We start from the raw sequence: 21,899 nt of genomic DNA, 5'->3' as shown, positions 1-21,899 counted from the left end.
TGTCGTTCGAATTTAGTCTTCCCAATCTCGTTTATCTACACCGTTGTAGACAATGCTCTCACAACGAATCGGGAAGAAGCTGCCCTCTGGCCGACTTCGCGCATCCTTAAAGCATGGAGCCATTCCCGTGACAAAACCAGGCGACAAAATCAGCTGATACTCCTCACAAGTAAACCCCATGTCCGCAGCCAGAGCTGCGTGCACGGCAGCAACGTTCATTGAATATCCGTACTTCTTGTTAACGTGTTCGTAGACAGCAAACGCCATTTTTAAATGGCGTCCCTCAGAGAAACCGTATTCTTTTGCCTTGTCCAGCGTGAAGACAATACGTTCATCTGTTGTCGCCAGTGGGCGTCCGTAGCCGAAAAGGATGCGCCCGAGGTTTTTCTCATGGTCAACAAACTCCTCCAGTTTTCCATCCTCATCACACCAGTTGCTTGCCCTGTAAAAGAAATCAAGCGCCCGGACTTCGGGTCGACGGCCATATATAAATGCTTCAGAAATACTCAACCCCGCCATCATGCCTAGTGATGGCGTTGTCCGAACGGAACCCGCTAGAGCTGCAACATGGTTTGGCCAGATGGATGGATCCGGGTAGCTACTACCTACCCAGTAACAGTTCAACATGTTCGCAACGTTTTTGCCGGGATCCCTTCCAAGGATGGCGTAAATATACAGATGCAACCACTCGAGATGGTCAAGCTCATGATGGAGATCTTTCCCATGCATGACCACCCGTTCTGTCAAGAAGGCCTTTCCGATACGGGTTACCAAACGGCTTTCGGTCTTATAAAGTCGCTCATGATTCATTGGTTGCCCTCCTGATCACGCTCGTTGTAAGGGCCGGGATCGTCGTCCAGTTCAATGGCAGAGCTGTAGAATGGGAACTTTTTCCATCCCATTTTCCGTTGTTCCAATGCATGAACAGCCGCACCTGGCAGTCGAAGCATTAGGTAAAGCATACTGCCCTGATCTTTATCCAGCCCCAGATCAACGAATGCCGCAGCCGCTACCGAAGTGATAGAAATGGGGCAATGGAAGAACTCCTCCAGAGTGTCACGGTGGTTCTGCAACCAAGCCAAAGCTCCATCGTCTGGAGCGAACTCAACCAAAAGCTCCAACGATTGGAGGAGTGTCGTCGGTATGTTATCGCCATTGGGATCAAAGCCCGGTGGATGCTCGATAGCAGGCCATATATCGGCCCTTTCGTCTTCCTGAGGAGCCTGAAGGCGGGCTTTCCAACGCTCAACGTCCTGTTCACACTCCCGCCATAAACGCATACAGATCTCAAGTTCCTGCGAACCACCATAGAGACCGGACCCAACCGCCATTGCCGACATAAGTGCCGAGCTGTGGTTGGTTCCTGCAACGCCGCCATTCATTGCAGCACGAATACTAGCCTCTTTGGGGCCCCGGTTTGCAAGGACCAGGGCGAGCTTTTCTAGTAATGCGACTTCGCCAGACTGCGGTCGATCACCCTTGAACATCAATAAAAGGTATTCAAACCAGCTTGCCTTCGCGATGACTTGGCCATACACGTCGTACCCGTGGCAATAGCAGGCCTTCGCAGCGAACGGATTGGACTCTTCCGGTTCTTCAAGCCAGAAATTTGAGTGATAAACATAATCTGATGACACGCCGGTTCCCCTACTCTACTCGTCAGTTTGTATTGAGCTAGTTAATACTTTCATTCTTGAACCCAAAGGTGGTACTTGGTCACCATCAACGATGACGTCCACGAGGCACGGGCCCGGTCGAGACAAAATCTCTGCTATATCCAGGTCCGCTAATTGTTCCATCGATTCGGCGCGGTAGGATTCGACCCCCAATGCCCGGGCCATCATTGAAAAATCGACACTTGGTAGACGAGTTGCTACCTGCTCTCCCCCACTTAACTTCTGTCCATGGCTAACCATACCCAATGAAGCGTCATTGAGAACGAACATGAGAACGTTAAGGTTTTCCTGGAGCGCTATGGTCAGCTCTTGGCCAGACATGAGGTAACTGCCGTCCCCGGTGAAACAGACCACCGGATGCTGACGATTTGCAGCGGCCATGCCAACCGAGGTGCCTATTGCCCAACCCATGGCTGCAAAGCCAAGCCCAATATGGAAGTGATTTACTTTTGGCGGCATTTCGTTGAAACGCCTGACATTCCAGTAGTGAATTCCCCATAGGAAACTGTTCCCGGTGTCCATTAAAACCCGTGCACTCTGGGGACAGACTCGGCTCATATAGGTCATCAGTGCTTGACACTTTATGCGTCCAGACCAATCGAAACACTTATCCGGGTCGTCAAATCTGGTGTTAAATGGTAGACAATCATCAATGGATACGGAGCTGCTGGTTCGTCTCTTTGAACCGACCCCCCAGGTTTTTGCCAGCGATTCGAAAAGAAACTCTGGCGAACCCAGCACCACCAACTTTGCCATGGTAGAGCGGCTTAGGTGTGCTGGATTATTTGAAATATGAATCAGCCGGTCAGAAAGTATCGTTGTAGGATCCCATCCGCAGGTAGACACCTCATCCAGTGCTGTACCTATAGCGACCACGCGGTCAGCATTGTCGATCTTAAGGGCTTCAGAGGCACTATCGTGCCCGGCAAATCCAAATACGCCCCGGTAGAGCGGATGACAGCTATCTACCAGGCCCTTCCCGCGTGGCGTTGTAACCATCAACCAACTTCTGGACTCCGCGATCCGGACGAGAACGTCAGTCGCTTCCGCTGCACCCTCACCCAGAACCAGGGTTACTCTCTTGTTTGAATCCAGCTCTGTCAACGCTGACTGAATAGACCCTTCATTTGGTGCTACTTTGTGGTTTGTGAACGCGTTCAGTTCTCCGTCCATCACGTTATCCGGAATCCGATGTCGCATCACATCCAGGGGGATCGCAAGGTGTGCCGGCCCGGGTTGATTGCTCATTGCATGGCTTATAGCCTGGAGAAGTTTGGTTTCAAGTTGCGCGGGATGCGATACCAGGGTGTTGTAACGGGTACATCTGGCAAACATCTCGACTGTATGAATTCCCGTGCAAGACGTTTCCTGCAATGAACCCTGGCCAAACTTGTCCAGAGCTGTTTGCGCTGTTATGACAAGAATGGGAATGCCGTCCGCGTAGGCTGATGCAACGCCGGTTAAAAGGTTCGTAGCGCCCGGACCAGCAGTGGAACAACAAACGCCTATTTTTCCCGTTTCACGGGCATAACCTTCTGCCATGAATGCAGCGCCAGATTCGTGACGAGCAGTAATGGTCCGAATGCCGCCCCGGCGTTCACTTCTTGCCAACGCATCGTAAAATGGCTCAATGCTCCCACCAGGAACGCCAAACACATATTCAACACCTAGACGCTCCAGATAGCGCAGTATCAAGTCACTATTTTCGAGCATTGATAATCCTTTTGGAGGTTACGTCCATTGAAGTGTAAATGAAGACGGAAGGTTAACTATTCCAGCGGTCGAGGTTTGGCAATCCCATACCCTTGGGCGTAATCGAGCCCCAGTTCAATCAGGCGGGCTTTCACCTCATCGTTCTCTACGAACTCGGCAACCGTCTTGAGTCCAGCAGAGTGACCGATACGGTTACATGCGTCGACTATGGATAAATCAATAGGGTCGTCCAGCAAGTTGCGGACGAAACCACCATCAATTTTCAGGTAGTCCACTGGCAGGGCTTTCAGATAGGAAAACGAACTCATGCCCGCGCCAAAATCATCAAGCGCGAATTTAAACCCTCTGCTTTTGGCGGAATTGATGAAGCTCTGAGTCGCATTTAGATTAGCAATTGCGGAAGTTTCAGTGATTTCAAAGCAGATACGCTCCGGGATCAGCTTGTAACGCTCCGCTAATTGGCTGATGTACAGAAACAGTTCCGGTTCGTTGAACGAACTTCCAGACAAATTGATAAAGAAGGTTCCCGTGCTCTCATGGCCAAGGCCCGTGCGGTTAAGGTACTCGAATGCCAGTTCGATGACTTTTCGGTCGATCCTTGTCATCAGGTTGAAGCGTTCTGCCGCGGGAATAAAGGCGCCGGGGAGCACGATATCATCCCCCTCTTTCAAGCGGACCAGGAATTCAGTTCTAAAACCGTCAGACGCGTCTGGCTGAAGGGCAACCATCTCCTGATGCCAGAGGCAGAAACTGTTGTTTTGCAGAGCTTGCTGGATGCGGCTGGTCCAGTTCATGTCCCGCTCGCGTTGCTGCATCTCAATGTCGTTGGTTTCGTATAGCTGGACATTGTTGCGGCCCCGATCCTTGGCGGCGTAGCACGCCAGATCGGCATGGCTGAGAAGCTCCCCGGCGCTGTTGTAGTGTTCGTTGATCACAACCATCCCGATACTGAGCGACACCGAGAACGGCTTGTTTTGCCACACGAACCTAAATTCGTGAACCTCTTCACACAACTTTTCGGCCACCTTCTGCGCATGAACCGCGTCACAACCTCGCAACAGCACTCCGAATTCGTCGCCTCCGAGGCGAGCCAGGGTGTCGTCAGTGCGAACTTGATGTGACAGCAGCCCGGCGACCTGCTTAAGCAAGTGATCGCCAGCTACGTGGCCGCAGGTATCGTTTATGATCTTGAACTGGTCAAGGTCGAGATAGAGCAGTACATGCTGGCTGCCAGTCTTGTGGGTGTCTTCAAGCGCCTGTACCAGCCTCCGTTCAAACTCCCGACGGTTCACAAGATCGGTAAGGCTATCATGATAGGCCATATGCTCCAGAGCCGTTTCCGCAACACGCTTGGCCTGGCGCATGAATCCTTCCCGTACTTCCCGGTCAATGGCGGGAATCAAACGGGAAAGGTTATCTTTCATGATGTAATCCTGCGCACCGGCTTTCATTGCCGTAACGGCAACGCCCTCGCCGATGGTTCCGGATACAATGATTACTGGCAGGTCTTTGCAGTATTTCTTGGTTAGCTCCAACACCCGAAAGGAAGAGAAGCCAGGCATGTTGTGGTCGGTAATGACGATATCCCACTTTCCCCGGCGAAGCGCATAGGATAGACGGTCTTCGCTGTCCACCAATTCATGATAGGGGGCTATGCCTCCTTTGCGCATCTCTCGCAGTAGAAGCAGAGCATCGTCTTCTGAATCTTCGACGATCAACATCCGTAGGGGGCTGGCTGTGTCTGTCAATGGCCTTACCTTATTTAAACGAGCGAACCGCACCCGCCTTGGGTACTTTATTAACAAAGAGCCAATAGCGGGCAAGCAACTTCATTTGTTCCGTAAACTCCCGATAATTGATCGGCTTGGTGATAAAGCTATTGGCTCCCAGACGGTAGGCATCCAAAAGGTCTGCCGGTTCATCAGAGGACGTAACCATCACGACTGGCAACCAGTTGGTGAGTGGCGAGGAGCGAATTCCTTTTAGAACTTCCAGGCCGCTGACCTTCGGAAGCTTCACATCAAGCAAAACAAGACCGAGCGAATCCAAATCTTTACACGGGTGCCTGGCATCGTCGCCAAACAGGAAATCAAGGGCTTCCTGCCCGTCTTCCAATACAATAACTGGGCTGTTCTCGCTCGCACTCTTGAGAGCACGCACTGCCAGAACCTGATCATCCGGGTTGTCTTCAACCACAAGGATTGAGTGGCCATCCATGTTTTTATTTGCCCTTTCAACGAATTGCATAAATGGGTTAAACCTGACTACAGTCTAGCCCTGATCTTCGGCAACAGGCAACTTCACAACAAAACTCGCACCCTCACCCAATTGCGACGTGGCGGAAATATCACCATGATGTCGGCGAACCACACGATATACGGTCGCAAGACCAATACCCGTGCCGCCGAACTCCGACGGCGTATGAAGCCGATTGAATGCCACGAACAGTTTGTCGATGTACCTCATATCGAAGCCGACACCGTTATCACGAACCTCAATAGAGACCCAGCGCCCTTCCCTTCTAGACACCACTTGGACGACCCGTTTTTCTTCTTTGGCACTGTATTTCCATGCATTCGCAAGCAGGTTCTGGAACGCAACACGCAGCATCCGGCTATCGCCGACAATCCACATACCTGGCTGTATGAGAATTTCCGTTGGCACCTCATCACTGATGTCTTGCAGTTCTTCCGTAATTTCTTCCAGCAGTTGACTCAAGTCTATCGTCTGGTTCTCCATGGATTGTCGGCTGACTCGGGAGAGAATGAGTAGCCCATCGATGAGCCCCGCCATCCGTACACTCGCCGCACGGATTCGCTTCAGGTAATCCTTACCGATGTCATTTAACTGGTCACCGCAATCCTCCTCCAAGGCCTGCCCAAACCCTTCAACGGCTCTCAGGGGCTGCCTGAGGTCGTGAGAGACCGAGTAACTGAAAGCCTCCAGTTCGCGATTGGCCATGCTCAGCTCGGAGGTCCTGGCCTCGACAATGCGCTCGAGGCTGTCGCGACTCTCCAGGATGCGGTGGTTCTGTTGCTGGATAGTGCTGATCATCTCGTTGAAGGTGTTACCCAGACGCCCGAGTTCGTCGGTGCCGGAAACCGGCGCACGAATGGAATAGTCGTGGTCCTGGGCAATGCGCTCGGCAGTCTCTGAAAGCTTGAGAATGGGTTCGGACACAATTCTCTGTAACCTGAGAGCTAAAAACACCAGCGCGATCAGGATTACCGCACCAATACCAGAGGCAACGAATACGAAGGTCCGGATATGGCCTCGCAAAACTTCAAGGTGTGATGCGAGGAAAAGCTGCCCCACCACTTCGTTGTCCAGTGTGACGGGCATCATTAACCGATACGCGTCCCCGACGAACCCTACTTCCAACTGCGGGCCAGCCTTGGGGCATTGCATCTGCTGCCGCCCTGCCAGGGAAGTCATCACGTTCCCCTGCTGGTCGTAAACACAGGCCTGCCGGATGGTGTCGATACGTTTCAGGCTGGCGATGATATTGCTCAGTTGTTGGTTATCCTCAAACACCAGGGCGGCCGCGGACTGCTCCGCCAGAATGCTGGCTATGACGTGTAGCTCAGATTCGAGCTGTTTCCGGTAATTCTGATTTTCAACAAAGATGAGGCTCGCACAGACCAGGGCAATGCCGAGCGCACTGGTGAACAGCGTGAGGAAAAGCAGTTTGGTTTTAAGTCGCCAGTATCGCCACTGCCCAATCATCGTAGGACCCTCACCGCTAGCTCCAGAAGCCTGGAGTTAATGGTCAGGCCTGCTTCCATCGCGGCATTCAGGCTGATTTCAAAGCGAATGACATTGCCCTGTTTCACGTAACCGACAATGCCGCCCTTGCGTGTGAAGTCTGGCAGATCACTAACCGTCAGTACGCCTTTTTGGCTCTGGGCCATTTTAAGCAGTTCGTCGACATTTCTGGACTGAGACTGGCCTATAAAAAGTACGTCGCATCCAACTATATCGGCCAGTTTGTTAGGGTATCGAAGCTTAAGCTCCCTGCCTTGGGATTTACGACCTCGCAAGGGGTCAAGCAGATTACCAAAGGGATCATCACCATAGATGCACACGTCAAGAGGCCCCGAAACGGTTGCCCCATTTGACCAGGTAACAAAGCGTGTGAAGTTATAGAGGAACGCAGCTTTGACTTCATACTCCGAGCGTATGGAAGCATGCGCAGACGCCAGGCTGAGACACAGGCTGAGGACTAGGGAAACAAGATATTTCAGGTGATCCCTCACAAGTTGGCCACGAAACGAATAGTCATGTTGATAAATAAATTATACGGGAGCCCGGCACCTACGGAAGGTTAGCACCCGTTTCGCTGGCGTCAACTGTATTGTAAATCTGTACTCCCCCAATAGCACCCATCTGTGTCTGTTTCGCCAACACCGGAGCAATAGAATTTTATTAAGCACCGGAGGTGGAATATGAACATCGACACAGTCCTGTTTCGAAGGCTCAAACGCTATATTGAGAACCAAAAAACCCGCACGCGCCTGAGAAGACGCCTGCGGGGAATGCCGATGAGAGAATTGGACCGATTGGCATGGGACATCGGAACAACCAGAGCTGAACTGGTGCGAGAGGCACACAGCCCGTTCTGGAAGACGTGCCACTGAGCCCTAGTGCAGGGGCTCAGTGTGGTGACTAATCGCGCCAGAATGGCTTATGCGCTTCCTCTGAAAGGCCGCCATAGGGTAGCCCTATGTCCTTTTCGATCAGTCGCGTGTCCATTTCATACAGCGACTTCCTCAATTGGTACCGGCGACTCCAACGTCCCGCATAGCGTTTGATGGCAGCAATGGCCCGTCTCAGAATAGTGCTCTTTGAGGGAACACAGGCAATCGATGGTGCTTGTCCGAGTGGTTGATTGACGAGAGTGGCTTTCATTTCCATCTTCCTTTAAATATGAACGATGACTACAATGAAACCATTCTCGACCCGCTTTATTAGGTCGTCTATCGACAATATATGAACCTGGTGTTCGAAAAATATGAACATAAAGCTGGACAGGCTCAAGTCCTTTCTCCTGGTAGCTGAAGAGTCCAACCTGACTCGCGCAGCCGCTCGCCGCCATTCAACCCCATCGGCAGTGAGTGAACACCTGCGCCAGCTTGAAGACGAGTTCGAGGTCCAGTTGTTCGAGCGGAGTAAGCAGGGAATGTCCCTGACCGCGGCGGGCGAACGATTGCTCATGCCCGTTCGCCAGGTGTTTACCGCCGTAGAGGATGTACGTAACACTGCGCTTTCCTTGCGCTCGATGCCTCACGCAACACTCCGCCTTGGACTCAACTCACCGCCTGAATACCTTCGCGTAGACGAAGTGCTCCGGCGGAAGACGGACGCTCTCCCTCATCTCAATCTGGAAATGAAAACCCGGTCGTCAACCCAGATTGTCGAGCAAGTGCTTTCGGAAGAGCTGGATCTGGGGTATGTCTATGGGAACTGCGAGGACCCGAGGTTGAAGGTGGTGCCACTCACGCCAGTGCGTATTTCCGTTGTTGGCCCTGCGGATACGGAGCTCGACACCCTACCGGCCGACTTCGAGTCACGTCGGCGCCTGCCCTGGGTCTGGCCCAACCGGGACTGCCCCTTTTTTGATTTCATGAAGGACCTGCTTGGCCCTCAGGCAAGCCTCTCCGAAGCGGCCACCAGTTCCGACGACGAGTATTCCACGGTGGTTATGGTCAAATCCGGCATGGGGTTTGGGCTTGTCGAGCGGGAGTTCGCGGAACAATCACAGAGCCGAGGAGGGGTGCGTATTTTTGATGATCCTGAGATGATCACCAACCTCAATCTGATATGCGGCGTGCGAAACTATGAACGTTCAGAATTGCGGGCACTGTTCGATTTGATCGTAAGTGAATGGAAACCGTAACGGTATTTTCACGCCTTGGTGAACTTATTCACCGAGCTGATTTTCTCACCGTTCCAGATAAACTCGAAATGCGCCGCCTGGATAACACTGCGGACGTGCCTGGGAGTGAATAATCCCCAGCAGGTATCGCCGGGTTTTCGAACAGAGTGATACCGAAGCCCTTCCGACCCTGCCCTGTAGAGCCTGCGACCATAACTCCGTGAAGCCGCGTAGCTGTCAGCATCGTAGATGGCGCTCCCAAAGGAGAGGGTCGTGGCGTCGTGCAGGGTCATCGTCCCTACCTTGCACTTAAGCCCCCGGAACACCAGCCGGTCGTAGTCCAAACCGTGAACGCCCTGCCAGTAGCGTGACTGGTGATAGGCCACCTCCGCTATCGCTGTATCGATGCTCTCCCCCATATACAGAACACCGTACTGGCCATCGCTGAAGCGGCTGCCTTCCGGGTTTACATGGGTAAACGGGCCAGTGGCGTAGGAGCAGCCAGGAATTCCGAAAGGGATCTCCGCTTTGCGGATCAGGTTTAGATTACCCAACTCGGTTTGAAGACGGGGGTTGGTGAGCGCTTGAAGTTCGTAGAGCGCATCAAACTCATCTTCATCCGCCACATCATCAAACAGACTGATGGGCGGAAACCTCGAGTTGATCAGGCGGAACCCGGTAATGCTCTCGGGTGTGATCGTTGGCGGCAATTCCTGACTCACCAGAGCCCTCCGCGCAATACATCGATACGCCTGAACGTTTCATACAAAGCAGCAAACTGGCCCGTGCTGATAATCTCAAGTGGGCTTTTGCCGTTGAAGTATGGATTGTCATTCTTCAGCGCCATAAAGCCGTAAACATTCTTCGGATTCTCGAAGATCATCCGCAGGCAGCCGTGAATGTTGACCAGATAACTGAGACGTTCAATCTGGTCATGGGTCAGGCTCGCCTGCTCCGGCGCTTTACGATACTTGTAATACGCTGGGCGGGAGATCTGGAGGATTTTCTGTACCTGCTCTGCAGAACAACCCCAGCGGTCCAGAATATTAAACACAGTCTTCAGGCCAACGCCGGAGACGTTGTTTTTTTCAACGGTTGCGAGTTTCTGCGCGTTACTCATAACAGACACCACTGTTTTCGGGCTTTTGCCCACTGAACACATGGTATCATTGTAGACTCCAACAAACTAACTGTCTACGCGTAGAATCTCCGGGCAATTCACCCAGCGTGTTTTTCAGCCACGTCGGCCAGGCTTTTGTACTCGCAGTCCTGTTTCGCGATGAAGGCGTCCGCCGAATCAATCAGGATGTTGTCGTCACGCATGAACCGTCGACCCAACAATGCCGGATAGGAAAATTTCCCACGGTCCGTGAGCGAGAACTCGGTCTTGTGACTGGTACCCGCAATACAGAAATCCATAACCACCACAAACCGACGCTGCGAGGGTGCGCCCTTGCGCTTGATTTTAACCGTACGCTCAACAGGCAGGCTGAACTCCAGAATTACCTCTTCCAGATTCTTGCCGTCGGCGTCGTCCTCATCCTGGTGATCAGCCAGCGGCAACTGAAAACTGACCCACTCTTCATCACCTTTCATGAACGGTTCAACATTGACGGCATGCAGTGACGAGGTTTTGGCCCCGGTATCCAGCCGGGCCTTCATACGCAGGCCCGTGCCCTCGAGTACAAGCCATTCAACAAAGCCAAGTCGCTCTGGCACAGCGTTTTCATTACTGCTGCTCTCAGCCATGGCGATGGAGGGGATCAGGAACGCGAAAAGCGCAGCGACAACGTATCTCTTGGAGTCCGTCAACATTCAAAATCCTTTGTGGCGTAGTGTTTGAGTTCAGGAAAAAAGCTCAGGAACCTGCGTTCGAGTTCCTGGTCGTGGGTTTTGATCTCCTCGATGATTCCGCTGAACGCATTCCTGAACCGTATGCGATTGGCGACCCGGTCCAGAGCATACCCAATGTTGTCAATATCCTGGTATGAGTGGAACCAGTCGTGGAGAACGATCTGCTGAGTCACCCTTTGCATTCTGTCAGGCATTAACGACGCGTTTTCATCGAGTTCCCGATAGACCTGATCGATAAAGGTATCGGAATCCACATGACTAAAGCATTGCCAGTTTCTTAACAGGTAGTGATCGTAGAGGATATCCAGCGCCACACCCGAGAAACGTCGGCGCTGAGGGGAGAATAACCGCTTGCTGGCAATGACTTGTGAATGCTGGTCGGTAAACGCATCCACTGCCCTGTGATGCCGCAGCCCCACTCTCACTTCCCGGGGCAGTTCGTCCGGCACAATGCCTCGCGCAAAGTCCCCCAGCAGGCTGCCCACACGAGCCTTGGGGGAATCCGGGGCAAGGAAGAGATGAGCAAGGTGATTCAAGCTGACTCCCAATAACGGCGGCGAACAGGCCTCCGCCGCCAAGGTTGCTGTCTGCAGAGCGCTCCGATCAGAAGTTGAAGGTAACGCCCAGGCCCAGGCCGTCAACGGTGGAGCCATCCTTGTCATAGTAACGCATGTATTCCACGTTGCCAGACACTTCCGGTGACAGCTCAACATTCACACCAGCGCCATAGGAAAAGTCCGACTCATCCTCGGTGGTAGTACCCAGGAACGACTCCGCTTCCACTTCAACTCGGGTAACACCGAAAATGACGTAGGGTGTTGCAGGCGATTCGTTCGCCAGATTCAGGGTGGCGTAGCCGCCGAAAAAATTGTCCAGCGAGTAATCGACGCCGCCAGTACGATCATCGTCCACACCAAAACCACCGCGGGCTTCAAGCCCGAAAAAGGGCGTCACCAGGCCGCCAACCTTCGCGGACAGCGTACCAACATCAACGTCGTCGCCGCCGCTCTCGATATTGATAAAACTGTAGTTCAGGCCGGCATAGAGGCTACCGCCGCCAGACTTGTAGACATCAGCGGAGGCGCTTTGGGAGAACGCCATCAGAGGTACTGCGGAAAGACCAAGCATCAGTGCAATTGGCTTTTTCATTTGAATACTCCTATTGATTCCAAACCGGACTCACAATCCGAAGTTGCATCAGGCTGACGACAAACACCAGCGGCAGGATCCTTATTTACGCGGAATTTACAGCGATTTAATGTACCTGTAAGACCCTGACACACTTCGGGTTCCACCTTGCGAAAGCCCCAAGCCGCATGTATTCTGACGCCGTCTCTCTGTTCAGCCGGCTAGAGCGTCCTTTGAGAAACCTGAACCCCGTAATCTTTATCATGAGCGTCATGTTTATACTTCTTAGTATTTTCATGACCTTACCTGTGCTTCTTCTCGTAACTTCTGAATCGCCGAATGCCATGGCGTTTGCGGAGTCTGCGGCTATATGTTTTGGCTCGGGACTACTGGGCATCCTCACGACCTATCGCCAGCCAAGAGACCTGAAGCCCCGCTACATGTTCGTGCTGACCGTCTCCAGCTGGTTTATTATCGCCCTGCTCTCCTCGCTCCCGTTCTATCTCAGTGATCTGGGGCTCACCCTCGGCGAGGCCTTTTTCGAAGGCACATCCGGCATCACCACCACCGGAGCCACGGTGCTTACCGGCCTGGACACCATGGATCAGGACCTACTGCTCTGGCGCTCTGTACTGCAATGGATTGGTGGCATCGGGATCATCGGCATGTTCGTTGCCGTATTGCCCTTCCTCCGCGTGGGCGGCATGCGGCTTTTTGCAACGGAATCTTCAGAATGGACTGACAAGGCCCTGCCGCGAATGAAAACCCTCAGTCGGGGCCTGCTGTTGGTTTACGTGGTGTTTTCGGTGCTTGCGGTAACGACCTATTGGTTGTCCGGTATGAGCCTGTTTGATGCGTTCAACCATGGCCTGACGAGTATTGCGACCGGTGGCTTCTCCACATCCGACTTGTCCATGGGCAAGTTCGACTCCAACCTGATTCTGTTGGAAGCCACCCTGTTCATGATGATCGGCAGCATGCCGTTCTTTCTTTTTGTCCGGGAAATGCATGGCCAGCACGGCGTGCTGTTCAGGGATCAGCAGGTGCGGCTGTTCGTGACCATCCTGCTGGTGGTACCTGCCTTACTGACTCTTTACCGCTGGTACGTCTCACCAGTGGAGTTCGACCTCGTTAACGGCTACGTGTCGACACTCTTCAATGTCACGTCTGTGGTCACAACAACAGGCTATGCCTCGGAAGATTACTCTGCGTGGGGCCCACTTGCGTTTGTGCTGTTTTTCTTTCTGATGTTTATCGGCGGGTGCTCCGGCTCAACAGCCGGGGGCATGAAAGTGTTCCGCTTCCAGCTCTCATTGATCGTACTGAGGGAGCAGCTGATGCGGCTGCTGCATCCCAGGGCCATATTCACCCGCAACTACAATGGCCGCGCGGTCAGCGACGAAATTATCGCTTCGATGATTGCCTACACCTTTATCTTTCTGTTGTGCCTGCTGATCATAACGGTCGCGCTGGCAGCTCTGCAGTTGGACTTTATCACCAGCCTGTCCGGAGCACTCACCGTGCTGACCAACGTCGGCCCGGCGCTCGGCGACACAATTGGGCCAGCGGGCACTTTTGCACCGCTCCCGGAGCTTGCCAAATGGATTCTATCGGTGGGTATGCTGATGGGGCGTCTGGAAATACTGAGCGTGGTGATTGTGCTTTCACCAGCGTTCTGGCGAAGCTAAGCGAGGCAACCTGCCCTGCTTAGGCTTCGCCAATCGAACGGCAGGCGAGCTTTACAGCACGTTATCGCGAAGGAACTTACCGATATCCACGATCTCTTCCATGCACACGCTGTGTTCCATCGGATAGGTCTCATACGTGGGTTCAAACCCCATGTCCTGCAGCTTTTCCACGCTTTGCCGGCCCAGGGCCTCCGGTACCATGGGGTCAAAGGTGCCATGATAGATCCGGATCGGGATATCACGATTCGCCTCTGAGCACTTCACAGTCTTCGCCGTGGCAAAGTATGTTGACAGGGCAATAATGCCCGCCAGGCGCTTCGGATAGCTCAACCCAAGCTCGTAGGCCACGGCGCCCCCCTGGGAAAATCCGGCAATCACAATGTTCTCGCTCTTCACGCCACGCTCAATTTCCCGGTCCACCAGTTTTGCAACCGCGTCTGACGAGGCCATCAACTGATCGGTGTCCACCACTCGATCAATATCCATTGCCTTGATGTCGTACCAGGCTGGCATCGTCATTCCACCGTTAATGGTGACCGGCATGTTGGGGGCGTGAGGAAAAATGAACCGAACAGCTGCATTGTCGGGCAACCCCAACTCCGGCACTACCGGCTCGAAATCATGGCCACTGGCTCCAAGGCCATGCAGCCAGATAACGGCAGCAGTAGGATGGGGATTGGTTTCAAATTCAATATATTGAAGTTCTTGCACAAAATACCTCGGGTATCAGGATTGTTCCGTTGGTGTATTCGTCGCGCCATTGCCATTGTGGGCCTCAAGTGCTGTCACCACCGGGTTGGCGTACATATCCAGCAGATAGGGCCGAATCGCCGGGTCGCAGGCATCAAGTCGACGCTCCATCTCCGCTTCAGCAGCTTCAATTTCCGCCGCTGACCAGGCTTCTGCCGTCACGACCGCATCGCTCACAGAGTCTCTGGTGGCGTGTGAATCAGGGTGTATGCCCCGTTGCTGATAGGCCACCAGATTGGACGTGTGCAAGTGATAGTTGGCATGCATCTCCCGATCGATCCGGGCAGCCAGTTCCTTTGGCGTGTTTTCGGCATTCGCGATGGGCGCGCCAAAATGTACGTGCACATGCCCCTTGAATCCCGTAAGCCCGCGCATAATCTGGTCGGTATCCTCGCCTTCCGCCTTAATGTACTTCCCCGTGCGGGAGCGGGTTTCCAGCTCTCGGGCCTTATCCATATCGCACGGGTCATACTCGTACGCAATAGAGACTGGAACGATGTGCAGCCGGTTCATGGCTTCGCCAAAATCCAACCCGCTTTTCTTTTGGCTCATATAAAACATTTTGACGATGGCGGGATCGGTGAAATCCAGCCCGTCTTTGGCGCGCCCTTCACGCTGAGCAATCCAGATGCTCTCGTTGTTATCAATACTGTGATTTATAAACGCCGAAAGCATGATGTAGGCGTCTCGCATTTCACGCGGACTGGTCATGCTGCGGCGGACAACAAAACTCTTGTTCAGCCGCATCATCTCGGCAAACACGCGGTTCGCCAGCAGGTTGTCGCCGATGGCAATACGCGTGGTGTTGAAGTCGTTCGCAAACAGCAGGTAATTGACTACCATCGGGTCAAACACAATGTCGCGGTGGTTGGAGATGAACAGGTAAGCGGTCTGCTTGTCCAGATTTTCCAGTCCACTGTGGGTAACCCGGGTCGTTGTGTGATCAACCAGTTCGCCAACGTAACCAGACAATCGCGCCTGGAGATCATCGATACGAGTAACCCCGCCGAAGTGGTTGGCCAGCCAGCGCTTGACCCATACCCGGAGAACCGCCGGTGCCCATTTGGCCAGTGTGGGCGATTTGAAGCGGCCAATCATGTCCAGAAATTCCGGATCCCGTACCAGATTGTTGATGGCGGTTCCGGTTTCCTCGTCCGAGTAAGGTCGGATGGCGTCAAATTCCTGCATGGAGTTCCTGTTTGTTGGGTGCAGAAAAAAGGCGCATTGTAGCGTTTATAAGGTTTGTTTGTCTCCGCCGATTCCCTGGCCGGTTTCTGGTATGATGGCTCGCCTGCCAGAACGGCACTTTCTGACATCCGAGCTAACGCCCTAACGTTTACCGACAACCAAAACCGCTGGCCAACTCATGGATTTTGCACAACTCAGCACAGAGCGCCCCCGTGTTTCCGACCAGGACCCGGAAGAAGTCCTGCATCGTGTTTTCGGCTACGAGACTTTCCGGCCCTTACAGGGCGACATTATCCGCGAACTTGTTAATGGTGGCGATGCGTTGGTATTGATGCCCACCGGCGGCGGCAAATCCCTCTGTTATCAGGTGCCAGCCCTGGTTCGCGCCGGAACGGCCATCGTCATATCACCGCTGATCGCACTGATGCAGGATCAGGTGGCGGCGTTGAAAGAACTGGGCGTTAGGGCCGCGTTTCTGAACTCCACCATGGATTTCGAACAGGCCCGGGATACTGAAAACGCCCTTATGACGGGCGAACTCGACCTTCTTTACTGTGCTCCGGAACGGCTCATACAGCCTCGAACACTGGACCTGTTGCATCACGCATCCATTTCCCTGTTTGCCATCGATGAAGCTCACTGTGTGTCCCAGTGGGGGCACGACTTCCGCTCCGACTACCTGGAGCTAAGCCGGCTGGCTCATGAATTCCCGGACGTACCCCGCATTGCGCTCACCGCCACAGCTGACGAGCGCACCCGCAAGGAGATCGCCGAACGGCTTTCTCTGACCGAAGCCCGACATTTTATCAGTGGCTTTGACCGCCCGAATATCCAGTACAGGGTTGCCCCAAAAACCAACGCTAACAAACAATTACTGGATTTTATTAAAGCGGAACATGATGGCGACTGTGGCATCGTTTATTGCCTCTCCCGCAATAAAGTCGACAGCACCGCGAAGCTGCTCAGTGACAAAGGCTACACCGCTCTGCCCTATCATGCGGGCCTCAATGCGGGTGATCGTGCGCGGCATCAGGAGCGCTTCCTTCGCGAGGATGGCGTGATCATCGTGGCCACCATTGCTTTTGGCATGGGCATCGACAAGCCCGACGTGCGATTTGTCGCCCACCTGGACCTGCCCAAAAGCCTGGAAGCCTATTATCAGGAAACCGGCCGAGCCGGCCGTGACGGAAAGCCTTCGACCGCCTGGATGGTGTATGGCCTGCAGGACGTAATCAAACTGCGACAGATGCTCGAGAGCTCCATGGGCAATGACCACTTCAAACGGGTTGAGCGCCAGAAACTGGATGCCATGCTAGGCCTGTGCGAAGTGACAAGCTGTCGGCGACAGGTGTTGCTGCGGTATTTCGGCGACACCCTTGAACAGCCCTGCGGGAACTGTGATACCTGCCTGACCCCACCGGAAACCTGGGACGGTAAGGTTGCCGTTCAGAAGGCGCTATCCTGCGTCTTCAGGACCGGGCAACGTTTCGGGGTCACATATTTAATTGATGTGTTACGCGGCTCTGAGAACGAACGTATCCTGCAGTCCGGCCATCAAACGGTTTCCACCTACGGCATTGGTACCGAGTTGTCGGCTAATGACTGGAAGTCCGTGTTCCGTCAGTTGGTGGCCAACGGTTACCTCAGGGCTGACCCGGAAGGCTACGGAGCGTTGCAGCTTACGGAGCAATGCCGCCCGCTACTTAAGGGAGAGGTTGCCATCCAATTACGCAAAGATCCCGTGGTGAAAGCCTCCAGTGGCCGTGGATCATCAGGGGCCGGCCGCCGCAGGATCGCGGACCAGATCACGGACAAACCCGGCTGGGAAGCGCTACGCGCCTGTCGCAAATCGCTGGCGGATGAGAAAGGCGTGCCACCCTACGTGATTTTCCACGATGCCACGCTGTTTGAGATCCTGGACAAGAAGCCGAACAGCCTTGCCGAAATGGCTGAGATAAACGGCGTGGGTGCGGCAAAGCTCGAAAAATATGGGGAGACTTTCCTCGCCGCCCTACGGGAGTTGGACGGCGCCTGAATGGACCTCAGCTCATTGCGCCTGGAAGCCTTTCTTGCGAACTCGATATTGGGCCATGGAGGTGGCCACATGGTTACCTTCACTGTCGTACAGTGTGCCCTGCAGCTCAAACGCAGCCCTACCCGTTGCATCGGCCTCAGCCTTGATGTCTTCCACCGTGGCGGCGTCCAGTGAGAACTCCACAAACACGTCGGAGTTTGCCGGCTGCAGGAACTGAAGCGTCATTTCCTTGAGAATGGGCGTATAAGCCGGCCCCAGATCAAACAACGTCAACACGCCACCGGGAATTTCCGCCACGAGGAAGTAGGCACCAGCGTAGAGGCTGCCAAAGTGGTTCTTATTGCCTTTCAGGCGTATTCTTGCCTTAACGAACCCCGGGCGAATCTCCTCAACACTGAATCGATTCCGTGGTGCAAACGGGATCGATAGGCCAATAATCCGGTTAACGGCCGCGTAACCACTGGTTTTACGGAGCCATGCCAGCGGATGGGTGATTCGCGCCCCAGGGTCCGACTCAGACACCCAATGGCCGGTTGCACCTATCAGATTGTCGATGAACGCCATGTTTTTTACCTGTTAGTGATTTAACACCCATGATTGCAACCGTTTGAAAGGTATCGCAACTGTTTTTGGGATTTTTTACGGCAAATCCTTCCCCGACATGGAAATTCACCTAAACTGCTTTGATATCAAAACGGGCAACCACAAGAAACTCGAATGGACGCGGGAGTATGTCTTCAATGAAAGTGAGGCGTGCGCATGGCTGGCTAACGGCCCTGGCATTGTTTCTGGTTTGCCCGGGAACCGGTGTGTCTTCGGAATACCCATCTGGAGAAACACAGGCAAGGGAATATCGTCTGTGGTACCGCAATTACGACAGCCCGCCCATACGTGCCCTGGTCGCCCTCGCCTTGAACAAGACTCCGGAATACGGTTCCTATCAAATCACCCGTACCCCGGAGATGGCCCAGGGCCGGGTGATCCGTGAACTTGAGCGACAGCAATCAGGTTTGGTCGACCTCGCAAATGTTGCAACATCGAGCCAGAGGGAAGAGAACCTGCAGGCGATACCAATACCGATTGATGGCGGGCTTCTGGGGCTTCGCGTGTGTGTCGTGCTTAAGGAATCATTGCCCAGGTTCAAGGGTATCCGCAGTCTCGGCAGCCTGCAGGAAGCCGGCATCCGCATCGGCCAGGGCGCACACTGGCCGGACTCCGCGATTCTGCAGGTCAACGGAGTCAATGTGGTGACTCACTCGCGTTACGAAATCCTTTTCCGCATGCTGGAAAATCATCGTTTTGACTGCTTCGCTCGGGGTGTCAGTGAGGTCATGTTCGATCTGAAGCTTGAAAACAATCAGGACTTCGTCATCGAACCCGACCTGCTATTGGCTTACCCAATGCCCTCATACTTCTTCGTCAACCGCCACGACCATGAAACGGCTCACCGGCTTCAATTGGGTATGGAACGCGCCATTTTCGATGGCAGCTTCGGCGCATACCTGGACCAATACTATGGCCAGACCATCAATGAGCTGAACCTGCATAGCCGGAACGTCCTTGTCCTGGAGAATCCCTACCTGACTGAGGAATCCCAGGCCATTGGCAGCCGCACCCTCCTCGAACTCCAACGGCGAATCCGGAAATTATCCGGGCCAAAATAAGCGTCCTACTCAAACCCTGAATCGTGATACGTTCTGGCTCAGTGTGTGACCAACCGATTCAAACAGCGTATCGGCTGCCGATTATTCATAAACTGGTTTTCGGCGTTTGCTGCAAAGTCCTTAGCTCTATCTAATAAGAAGTCTTTAGCGCTCTCTGATAAAATACCCAGGCAATCAACAATTCTTGCCGTCATTTCCACACCTAACGGGAGCTGCCGTATATGGCCCACGAAGAACTGCACCTCAACCTTCGTAACCTGACCAGTAACGATTACCCACAGCTCCAGCGACTGATGGACAGGGTTTATGACGATATTGGCGGTGCCTGGCCAGAGGACACGATTGAAGCTCTGGTGCAGCAGTTTCCGGATGGACAGATCTGTATCGAGGAATCCGGTGACCTGGTGGCCGTGGCCCTCACGGTTTGCGTCAAGTATGAGCGGTTCAGCAACCCCCATACCTACGACGACCTGATCCTGCGCAACGAAAAGATATGGCACAACGCCAAGGGCGACTCGCTTTACGGTCTCGATGTATTTATCCACCCCGATTATCGCGGCTACCGCCTCGGTCGGCGGTTGTATGAGGCCCGAAAGGAACTCTGCCGATCCATGAACCTGCGCGCCATCCTCGCAGGTGGGCGGATTCCGGGGTATCACAAGTATTCAGACCAGCATTCCCCGGAAGAATACATCCAGCGAGTGGATCGCAAGGATATTTACGATCCGATTCTCAGCTTTCAGCTGTCCAACGACTTCCAGGTCACCCGGCTGATGCACAAATACCTGCCGGAAGACGAAAAATCCCTGGGATACGCGACGCTGCTGGAATGGCGGAACATCCTCTATACCCCGCCCTCGCCGGTACTCAGTGTCAAGAAAACACAGGTGCGTTTGGGTGCGGTTCAATGGCAGATGCGTGAGTTTACGTCTGTGGAAGAAGTGCTGGAGCAGGTGGAGTACTTTGTGGATGCACTCTCGGACTACAAGAGCGATTTCGCGCTGTTTCCAGAGTTCTTTAACGCTCCGCTGATGGGCCTGACCGACCAATTGGACCAGACCCGGGCCATTCGCTTTCTGGCAGGCTTTACTGAACAGTTCCGAAACCAGATGTCGGAAATGGCAGTCAGCTACAACATCAACATCATTACCGGCTCAATGCCGCTGCTCGAAAATGATCGGGTCTACAACGTGTCGTATCTTTGCCACCGCGACGGTCGAGTGGATGAGCAGCGCAAGATCCATATCACGCCCCACGAACGCCGTGACTGGGTCATCGAGGGCGGTGAAAAATTCCAGGTGTTTGACACCGACGCCGGCCGCGTGGCCATCATGATCTGTTACGACATCGAATTCCCTGAATTGGGGCGCCTGGCTGCCATTGAGGAGGTGGATATTATTCTGGTGCCGTTCTGGACGGACACCAAGAACGGCTACCTCCGGGTCCGACACTGTGCCCAGGCGCGTGCGATTGAAAATGAGTGTTACGTGGTGATCACCGGTAGTGTGGGTAACCTTCCGAAGGTTGAGAACCTGGATGTGCAGTACGCCCAGTCCTCCGTATTCTCGCCGTCGGACTTTGCGTTCCCCCACGATGCGGTAATGGCGGAAACCACGCCGAATACGGAAATGATCATGTTTTCCGATATGGACCTGGAAAAGCTGAAGCTGGTGCGCAATGAAGGCTCTGTGACCAACCTGAAAGACCGGCGCACGGATATTTACGAGCTCAACACGCTACAAACGGGCCAAAATGATAAAAACAGTTGATGAACCGCCTGAGGGCTCTATCGTATGACACTGAACACGTTGCCAAACTGGCAGAGTGTGGCTATTGTTTAACCATATACTTTCAGGAATACCCCCTCGGGGTGTCATCTGGACGCCCTCGGGGCGCCTATAGAGATCATTTTTAGATGAACGAAGCACTGCCGGATCTTGTCGCACATTTTCACGTCAAGCGTGGTCTATTCCGCCGAGAGCGTGTGCAGGCCGCGCTTTTCGGGCTGGATCACTTCGGATGTGTGATGAAGACGGACAAGATATTCAACCCCGGTGATACGGTTATCCTGGATCTCGTGATGGAGATGCCGTTTGACGACATCAGGGCGGATGGCATCACCGGCCTTGTGACGGAGCGCAGAAAGCACTGTAGCAATTTCTTCTATTCCGTTGATTTCATAGAACTCAATGACAACCGCTCGTCTGCCCTGAGCGAAAAGCTCAGGCGCATTCGGGAGGTGGTAATCAAGAAACAGACGCTGAAATCCAGACGTTCCTCGGGGCCCGCCTCCAGCATTCGGCAATTGGCCTGAATCCACCCACGCCC

The 21,899-nt window shown here is 53.7% G+C and carries 22 protein-coding genes; 6 read left to right on the top strand and 16 right to left on the bottom strand.

What is annotated here, in order from left to right:
- Nucleotides 1-12: 12 nt before the first annotated feature.
- The 8 genes from R1T46_RS13805 to R1T46_RS13770 form a co-directional block, all read right to left on the bottom strand.
- A complete protein-coding gene (locus R1T46_RS13805) occupies nt 13-810 on the bottom strand; it encodes a hypothetical protein (RefSeq protein ID WP_317305859.1) in 798 nt (265 codons plus the stop codon).
- Nucleotides 807-1,637: a citryl-CoA lyase gene (locus R1T46_RS13800; protein ID WP_317305858.1), complete on the bottom strand. Its 831-nt coding sequence runs from the start codon at nt 1,635-1,637 to the stop codon at nt 807-809. Before R1T46_RS13800 ends, R1T46_RS13805 begins: the two co-directional genes overlap by 4 nt.
- A gap of 15 nt (nt 1,638-1,652) precedes the next feature.
- Nucleotides 1,653-3,389: a thiamine pyrophosphate-binding protein gene (locus R1T46_RS13795; RefSeq protein WP_317305857.1), complete on the bottom strand. Its 1,737-nt coding sequence runs from the start codon at nt 3,387-3,389 to the stop codon at nt 1,653-1,655.
- Between the two features lie 56 nt (nt 3,390-3,445).
- Nucleotides 3,446-5,137 carry an EAL domain-containing protein gene (locus R1T46_RS13790; protein WP_317305856.1) on the bottom strand — a complete coding sequence of 564 codons (1,692 nt, stop codon included), beginning with the start codon at nt 5,135-5,137 and terminating at the stop codon, nt 3,446-3,448.
- Nucleotides 5,138-5,147: 10 nt separating this feature from the next.
- The gene (locus R1T46_RS13785) at nt 5,148-5,636 is read right to left on the bottom strand and encodes a response regulator (RefSeq protein WP_317305855.1); all 489 of its coding nucleotides are present in this window, start codon (nt 5,634-5,636) and stop codon (nt 5,148-5,150) included.
- A 24-nt stretch (nt 5,637-5,660) separates the two neighbouring features.
- Nucleotides 5,661-7,115 (bottom strand): ATP-binding protein, encoded by a 1,455-nt coding sequence (locus R1T46_RS13780; RefSeq protein ID WP_317305853.1) that lies wholly within the window; start codon nt 7,113-7,115, stop codon nt 5,661-5,663.
- Complete coding sequence (locus R1T46_RS13775) at nt 7,112-7,645, bottom strand: YfiR family protein (protein ID WP_317305852.1); 534 nt, start codon at nt 7,643-7,645, stop codon at nt 7,112-7,114. The genes R1T46_RS13780 and R1T46_RS13775 overlap by 4 nt, the downstream gene beginning before the upstream one ends.
- Before the next feature lie 409 nt (nt 7,646-8,054).
- Complete coding sequence (locus tag R1T46_RS13770) at nt 8,055-8,297, bottom strand: hypothetical protein (RefSeq protein WP_317305851.1); 243 nt, start codon at nt 8,295-8,297, stop codon at nt 8,055-8,057.
- A 103-nt stretch (nt 8,298-8,400) separates the two neighbouring features.
- Here R1T46_RS13770 and R1T46_RS13765 point away from each other — a divergent pair, with 103 nt between their 5' ends.
- Nucleotides 8,401-9,285 carry a LysR family transcriptional regulator gene (locus R1T46_RS13765; protein ID WP_317305850.1) on the top strand — a complete coding sequence of 295 codons (885 nt, stop codon included), beginning with the start codon at nt 8,401-8,403 and terminating at the stop codon, nt 9,283-9,285.
- Nucleotides 9,286-9,293: 8 nt separating this feature from the next.
- Here R1T46_RS13765 and R1T46_RS13760 read toward each other — a convergent pair whose 3' ends face one another.
- From R1T46_RS13760 to R1T46_RS13740, 5 genes are all read right to left on the bottom strand, one after another.
- Complete coding sequence (locus tag R1T46_RS13760; RefSeq protein ID WP_317305849.1) at nt 9,294-9,986, bottom strand: RES family NAD+ phosphorylase; 693 nt, start codon at nt 9,984-9,986, stop codon at nt 9,294-9,296.
- Nucleotides 9,983-10,384, bottom strand: coding sequence for an antitoxin Xre-like helix-turn-helix domain-containing protein (locus tag R1T46_RS13755; RefSeq protein ID WP_292047256.1), 402 nt, complete (start codon nt 10,382-10,384; stop codon nt 9,983-9,985). The genes R1T46_RS13760 and R1T46_RS13755 overlap by 4 nt, the downstream gene beginning before the upstream one ends.
- A gap of 98 nt (nt 10,385-10,482) precedes the next feature.
- Nucleotides 10,483-11,079, bottom strand: coding sequence for an ATP-dependent zinc protease (locus R1T46_RS13750; protein ID WP_317305847.1), 597 nt, complete (start codon nt 11,077-11,079; stop codon nt 10,483-10,485).
- Nucleotides 11,073-11,654, bottom strand: a complete 582-nt coding sequence (locus tag R1T46_RS13745) for an ACP phosphodiesterase (RefSeq protein ID WP_317305846.1) — start codon at nt 11,652-11,654, stop codon at nt 11,073-11,075. Before R1T46_RS13745 ends, R1T46_RS13750 begins: the two co-directional genes overlap by 7 nt.
- Before the next feature lie 67 nt (nt 11,655-11,721).
- Nucleotides 11,722-12,267, bottom strand: coding sequence for a porin family protein (locus tag R1T46_RS13740; RefSeq protein ID WP_317305844.1), 546 nt, complete (start codon nt 12,265-12,267; stop codon nt 11,722-11,724).
- A gap of 251 nt (nt 12,268-12,518) precedes the next feature.
- On the opposite strand from R1T46_RS13740, the gene R1T46_RS13735 reads away from it, so the two are divergent.
- Nucleotides 12,519-13,934 (top strand): TrkH family potassium uptake protein, encoded by a 1,416-nt coding sequence (locus tag R1T46_RS13735; protein WP_317305842.1) that lies wholly within the window; start codon nt 12,519-12,521, stop codon nt 13,932-13,934.
- 51 nt (nt 13,935-13,985) lie between these two features.
- Here R1T46_RS13735 and R1T46_RS13730 read toward each other — a convergent pair whose 3' ends face one another.
- The gene (locus tag R1T46_RS13730; protein ID WP_317305840.1) at nt 13,986-14,645 is read right to left on the bottom strand and encodes an alpha/beta hydrolase; all 660 of its coding nucleotides are present in this window, start codon (nt 14,643-14,645) and stop codon (nt 13,986-13,988) included.
- A gap of 15 nt (nt 14,646-14,660) precedes the next feature.
- Nucleotides 14,661-15,872, bottom strand: coding sequence for a lysophospholipid acyltransferase family protein (locus R1T46_RS13725; protein ID WP_317305839.1), 1,212 nt, complete (start codon nt 15,870-15,872; stop codon nt 14,661-14,663).
- Nucleotides 15,873-16,050: 178 nt separating this feature from the next.
- On the opposite strand from R1T46_RS13725, the gene recQ reads away from it, so the two are divergent.
- Nucleotides 16,051-17,907: a DNA helicase RecQ gene (gene recQ / locus R1T46_RS13720; RefSeq protein WP_317305838.1), complete on the top strand. Its 1,857-nt coding sequence runs from the start codon at nt 16,051-16,053 to the stop codon at nt 17,905-17,907.
- 12 nt (nt 17,908-17,919) lie between these two features.
- Here recQ and R1T46_RS13715 read toward each other — a convergent pair whose 3' ends face one another.
- Nucleotides 17,920-18,471, bottom strand: coding sequence for a DUF4442 domain-containing protein (locus tag R1T46_RS13715; protein ID WP_317305837.1), 552 nt, complete (start codon nt 18,469-18,471; stop codon nt 17,920-17,922).
- A 176-nt stretch (nt 18,472-18,647) separates the two neighbouring features.
- Between R1T46_RS13715 and R1T46_RS13710 the strand changes: the two genes are divergently transcribed.
- The 3 genes from R1T46_RS13710 (at nt 18,648) to R1T46_RS13700 (ending at nt 21,885) form a co-directional block, all read left to right on the top strand.
- The gene (locus R1T46_RS13710) at nt 18,648-19,571 is read left to right on the top strand and encodes a hypothetical protein (protein ID WP_317305835.1); all 924 of its coding nucleotides are present in this window, start codon (nt 18,648-18,650) and stop codon (nt 19,569-19,571) included.
- A gap of 221 nt (nt 19,572-19,792) precedes the next feature.
- A complete protein-coding gene (locus tag R1T46_RS13705) occupies nt 19,793-21,340 on the top strand; it encodes a bifunctional GNAT family N-acetyltransferase/carbon-nitrogen hydrolase family protein (RefSeq protein ID WP_317305833.1) in 1,548 nt (515 codons plus the stop codon).
- Between the two features lie 146 nt (nt 21,341-21,486).
- Complete coding sequence (locus tag R1T46_RS13700; RefSeq protein ID WP_317305831.1) at nt 21,487-21,885, top strand: hypothetical protein; 399 nt, start codon at nt 21,487-21,489, stop codon at nt 21,883-21,885.
- Nucleotides 21,886-21,899: the final 14 nt, after the last annotated feature.

It is taken from the genome of Marinobacter salarius (assembly GCF_032922745.1).
Classification (GTDB): domain Bacteria; phylum Pseudomonadota; class Gammaproteobacteria; order Pseudomonadales; family Oleiphilaceae; genus Marinobacter.
This window is presented reverse-complemented; position numbering and strand designations above follow the sequence as displayed.

Bases quoted from the DNA above. Each gene is read 5' to 3' on its own strand.
- R1T46_RS13805 (WP_317305859.1), bottom strand. From the start codon at position 810: ATGAATCATGAGCGACTTTATAAGACCGAAAGCCGTTTGGTAACCCGT.
- R1T46_RS13795 (WP_317305857.1), bottom strand. From the start codon at position 3,389: ATGCTCGAAAATAGTGACTTGATACTGCGCTATCTGGAGCGTCTAGGT.
- R1T46_RS13785 (WP_317305855.1), bottom strand. From the start codon at position 5,636: ATGCAATTCGTTGAAAGGGCAAATAAAAACATGGATGGCCACTCAATC.
- R1T46_RS13780 (WP_317305853.1), bottom strand. From the start codon at position 7,115: ATGATTGGGCAGTGGCGATACTGGCGACTTAAAACCAAACTGCTTTTC.
- R1T46_RS13770 (WP_317305851.1), bottom strand. From the start codon at position 8,297: ATGAAAGCCACTCTCGTCAATCAACCACTCGGACAAGCACCATCGATT.
- R1T46_RS13765 (WP_317305850.1), top strand. From the start codon at position 8,401: ATGAACATAAAGCTGGACAGGCTCAAGTCCTTTCTCCTGGTAGCTGAA.
- R1T46_RS13755 (WP_292047256.1), bottom strand. From the start codon at position 10,384: ATGAGTAACGCGCAGAAACTCGCAACCGTTGAAAAAAACAACGTCTCC.
- R1T46_RS13750 (WP_317305847.1), bottom strand. From the start codon at position 11,079: ATGTTGACGGACTCCAAGAGATACGTTGTCGCTGCGCTTTTCGCGTTC.
- R1T46_RS13740 (WP_317305844.1), bottom strand. From the start codon at position 12,267: ATGAAAAAGCCAATTGCACTGATGCTTGGTCTTTCCGCAGTACCTCTG.
- R1T46_RS13735 (WP_317305842.1), top strand. From the start codon at position 12,519: ATGTTTATACTTCTTAGTATTTTCATGACCTTACCTGTGCTTCTTCTC.
- R1T46_RS13725 (WP_317305839.1), bottom strand. From the start codon at position 15,872: ATGCAGGAATTTGACGCCATCCGACCTTACTCGGACGAGGAAACCGGA.
- recQ (WP_317305838.1), top strand. From the start codon at position 16,051: ATGGATTTTGCACAACTCAGCACAGAGCGCCCCCGTGTTTCCGACCAG.
- R1T46_RS13715 (WP_317305837.1), bottom strand. From the start codon at position 18,471: ATGGCGTTCATCGACAATCTGATAGGTGCAACCGGCCATTGGGTGTCT.
- R1T46_RS13710 (WP_317305835.1), top strand. From the start codon at position 18,648: ATGAAAGTGAGGCGTGCGCATGGCTGGCTAACGGCCCTGGCATTGTTT.
- R1T46_RS13705 (WP_317305833.1), top strand. From the start codon at position 19,793: ATGGCCCACGAAGAACTGCACCTCAACCTTCGTAACCTGACCAGTAAC.
- R1T46_RS13700 (WP_317305831.1), top strand. From the start codon at position 21,487: ATGAACGAAGCACTGCCGGATCTTGTCGCACATTTTCACGTCAAGCGT.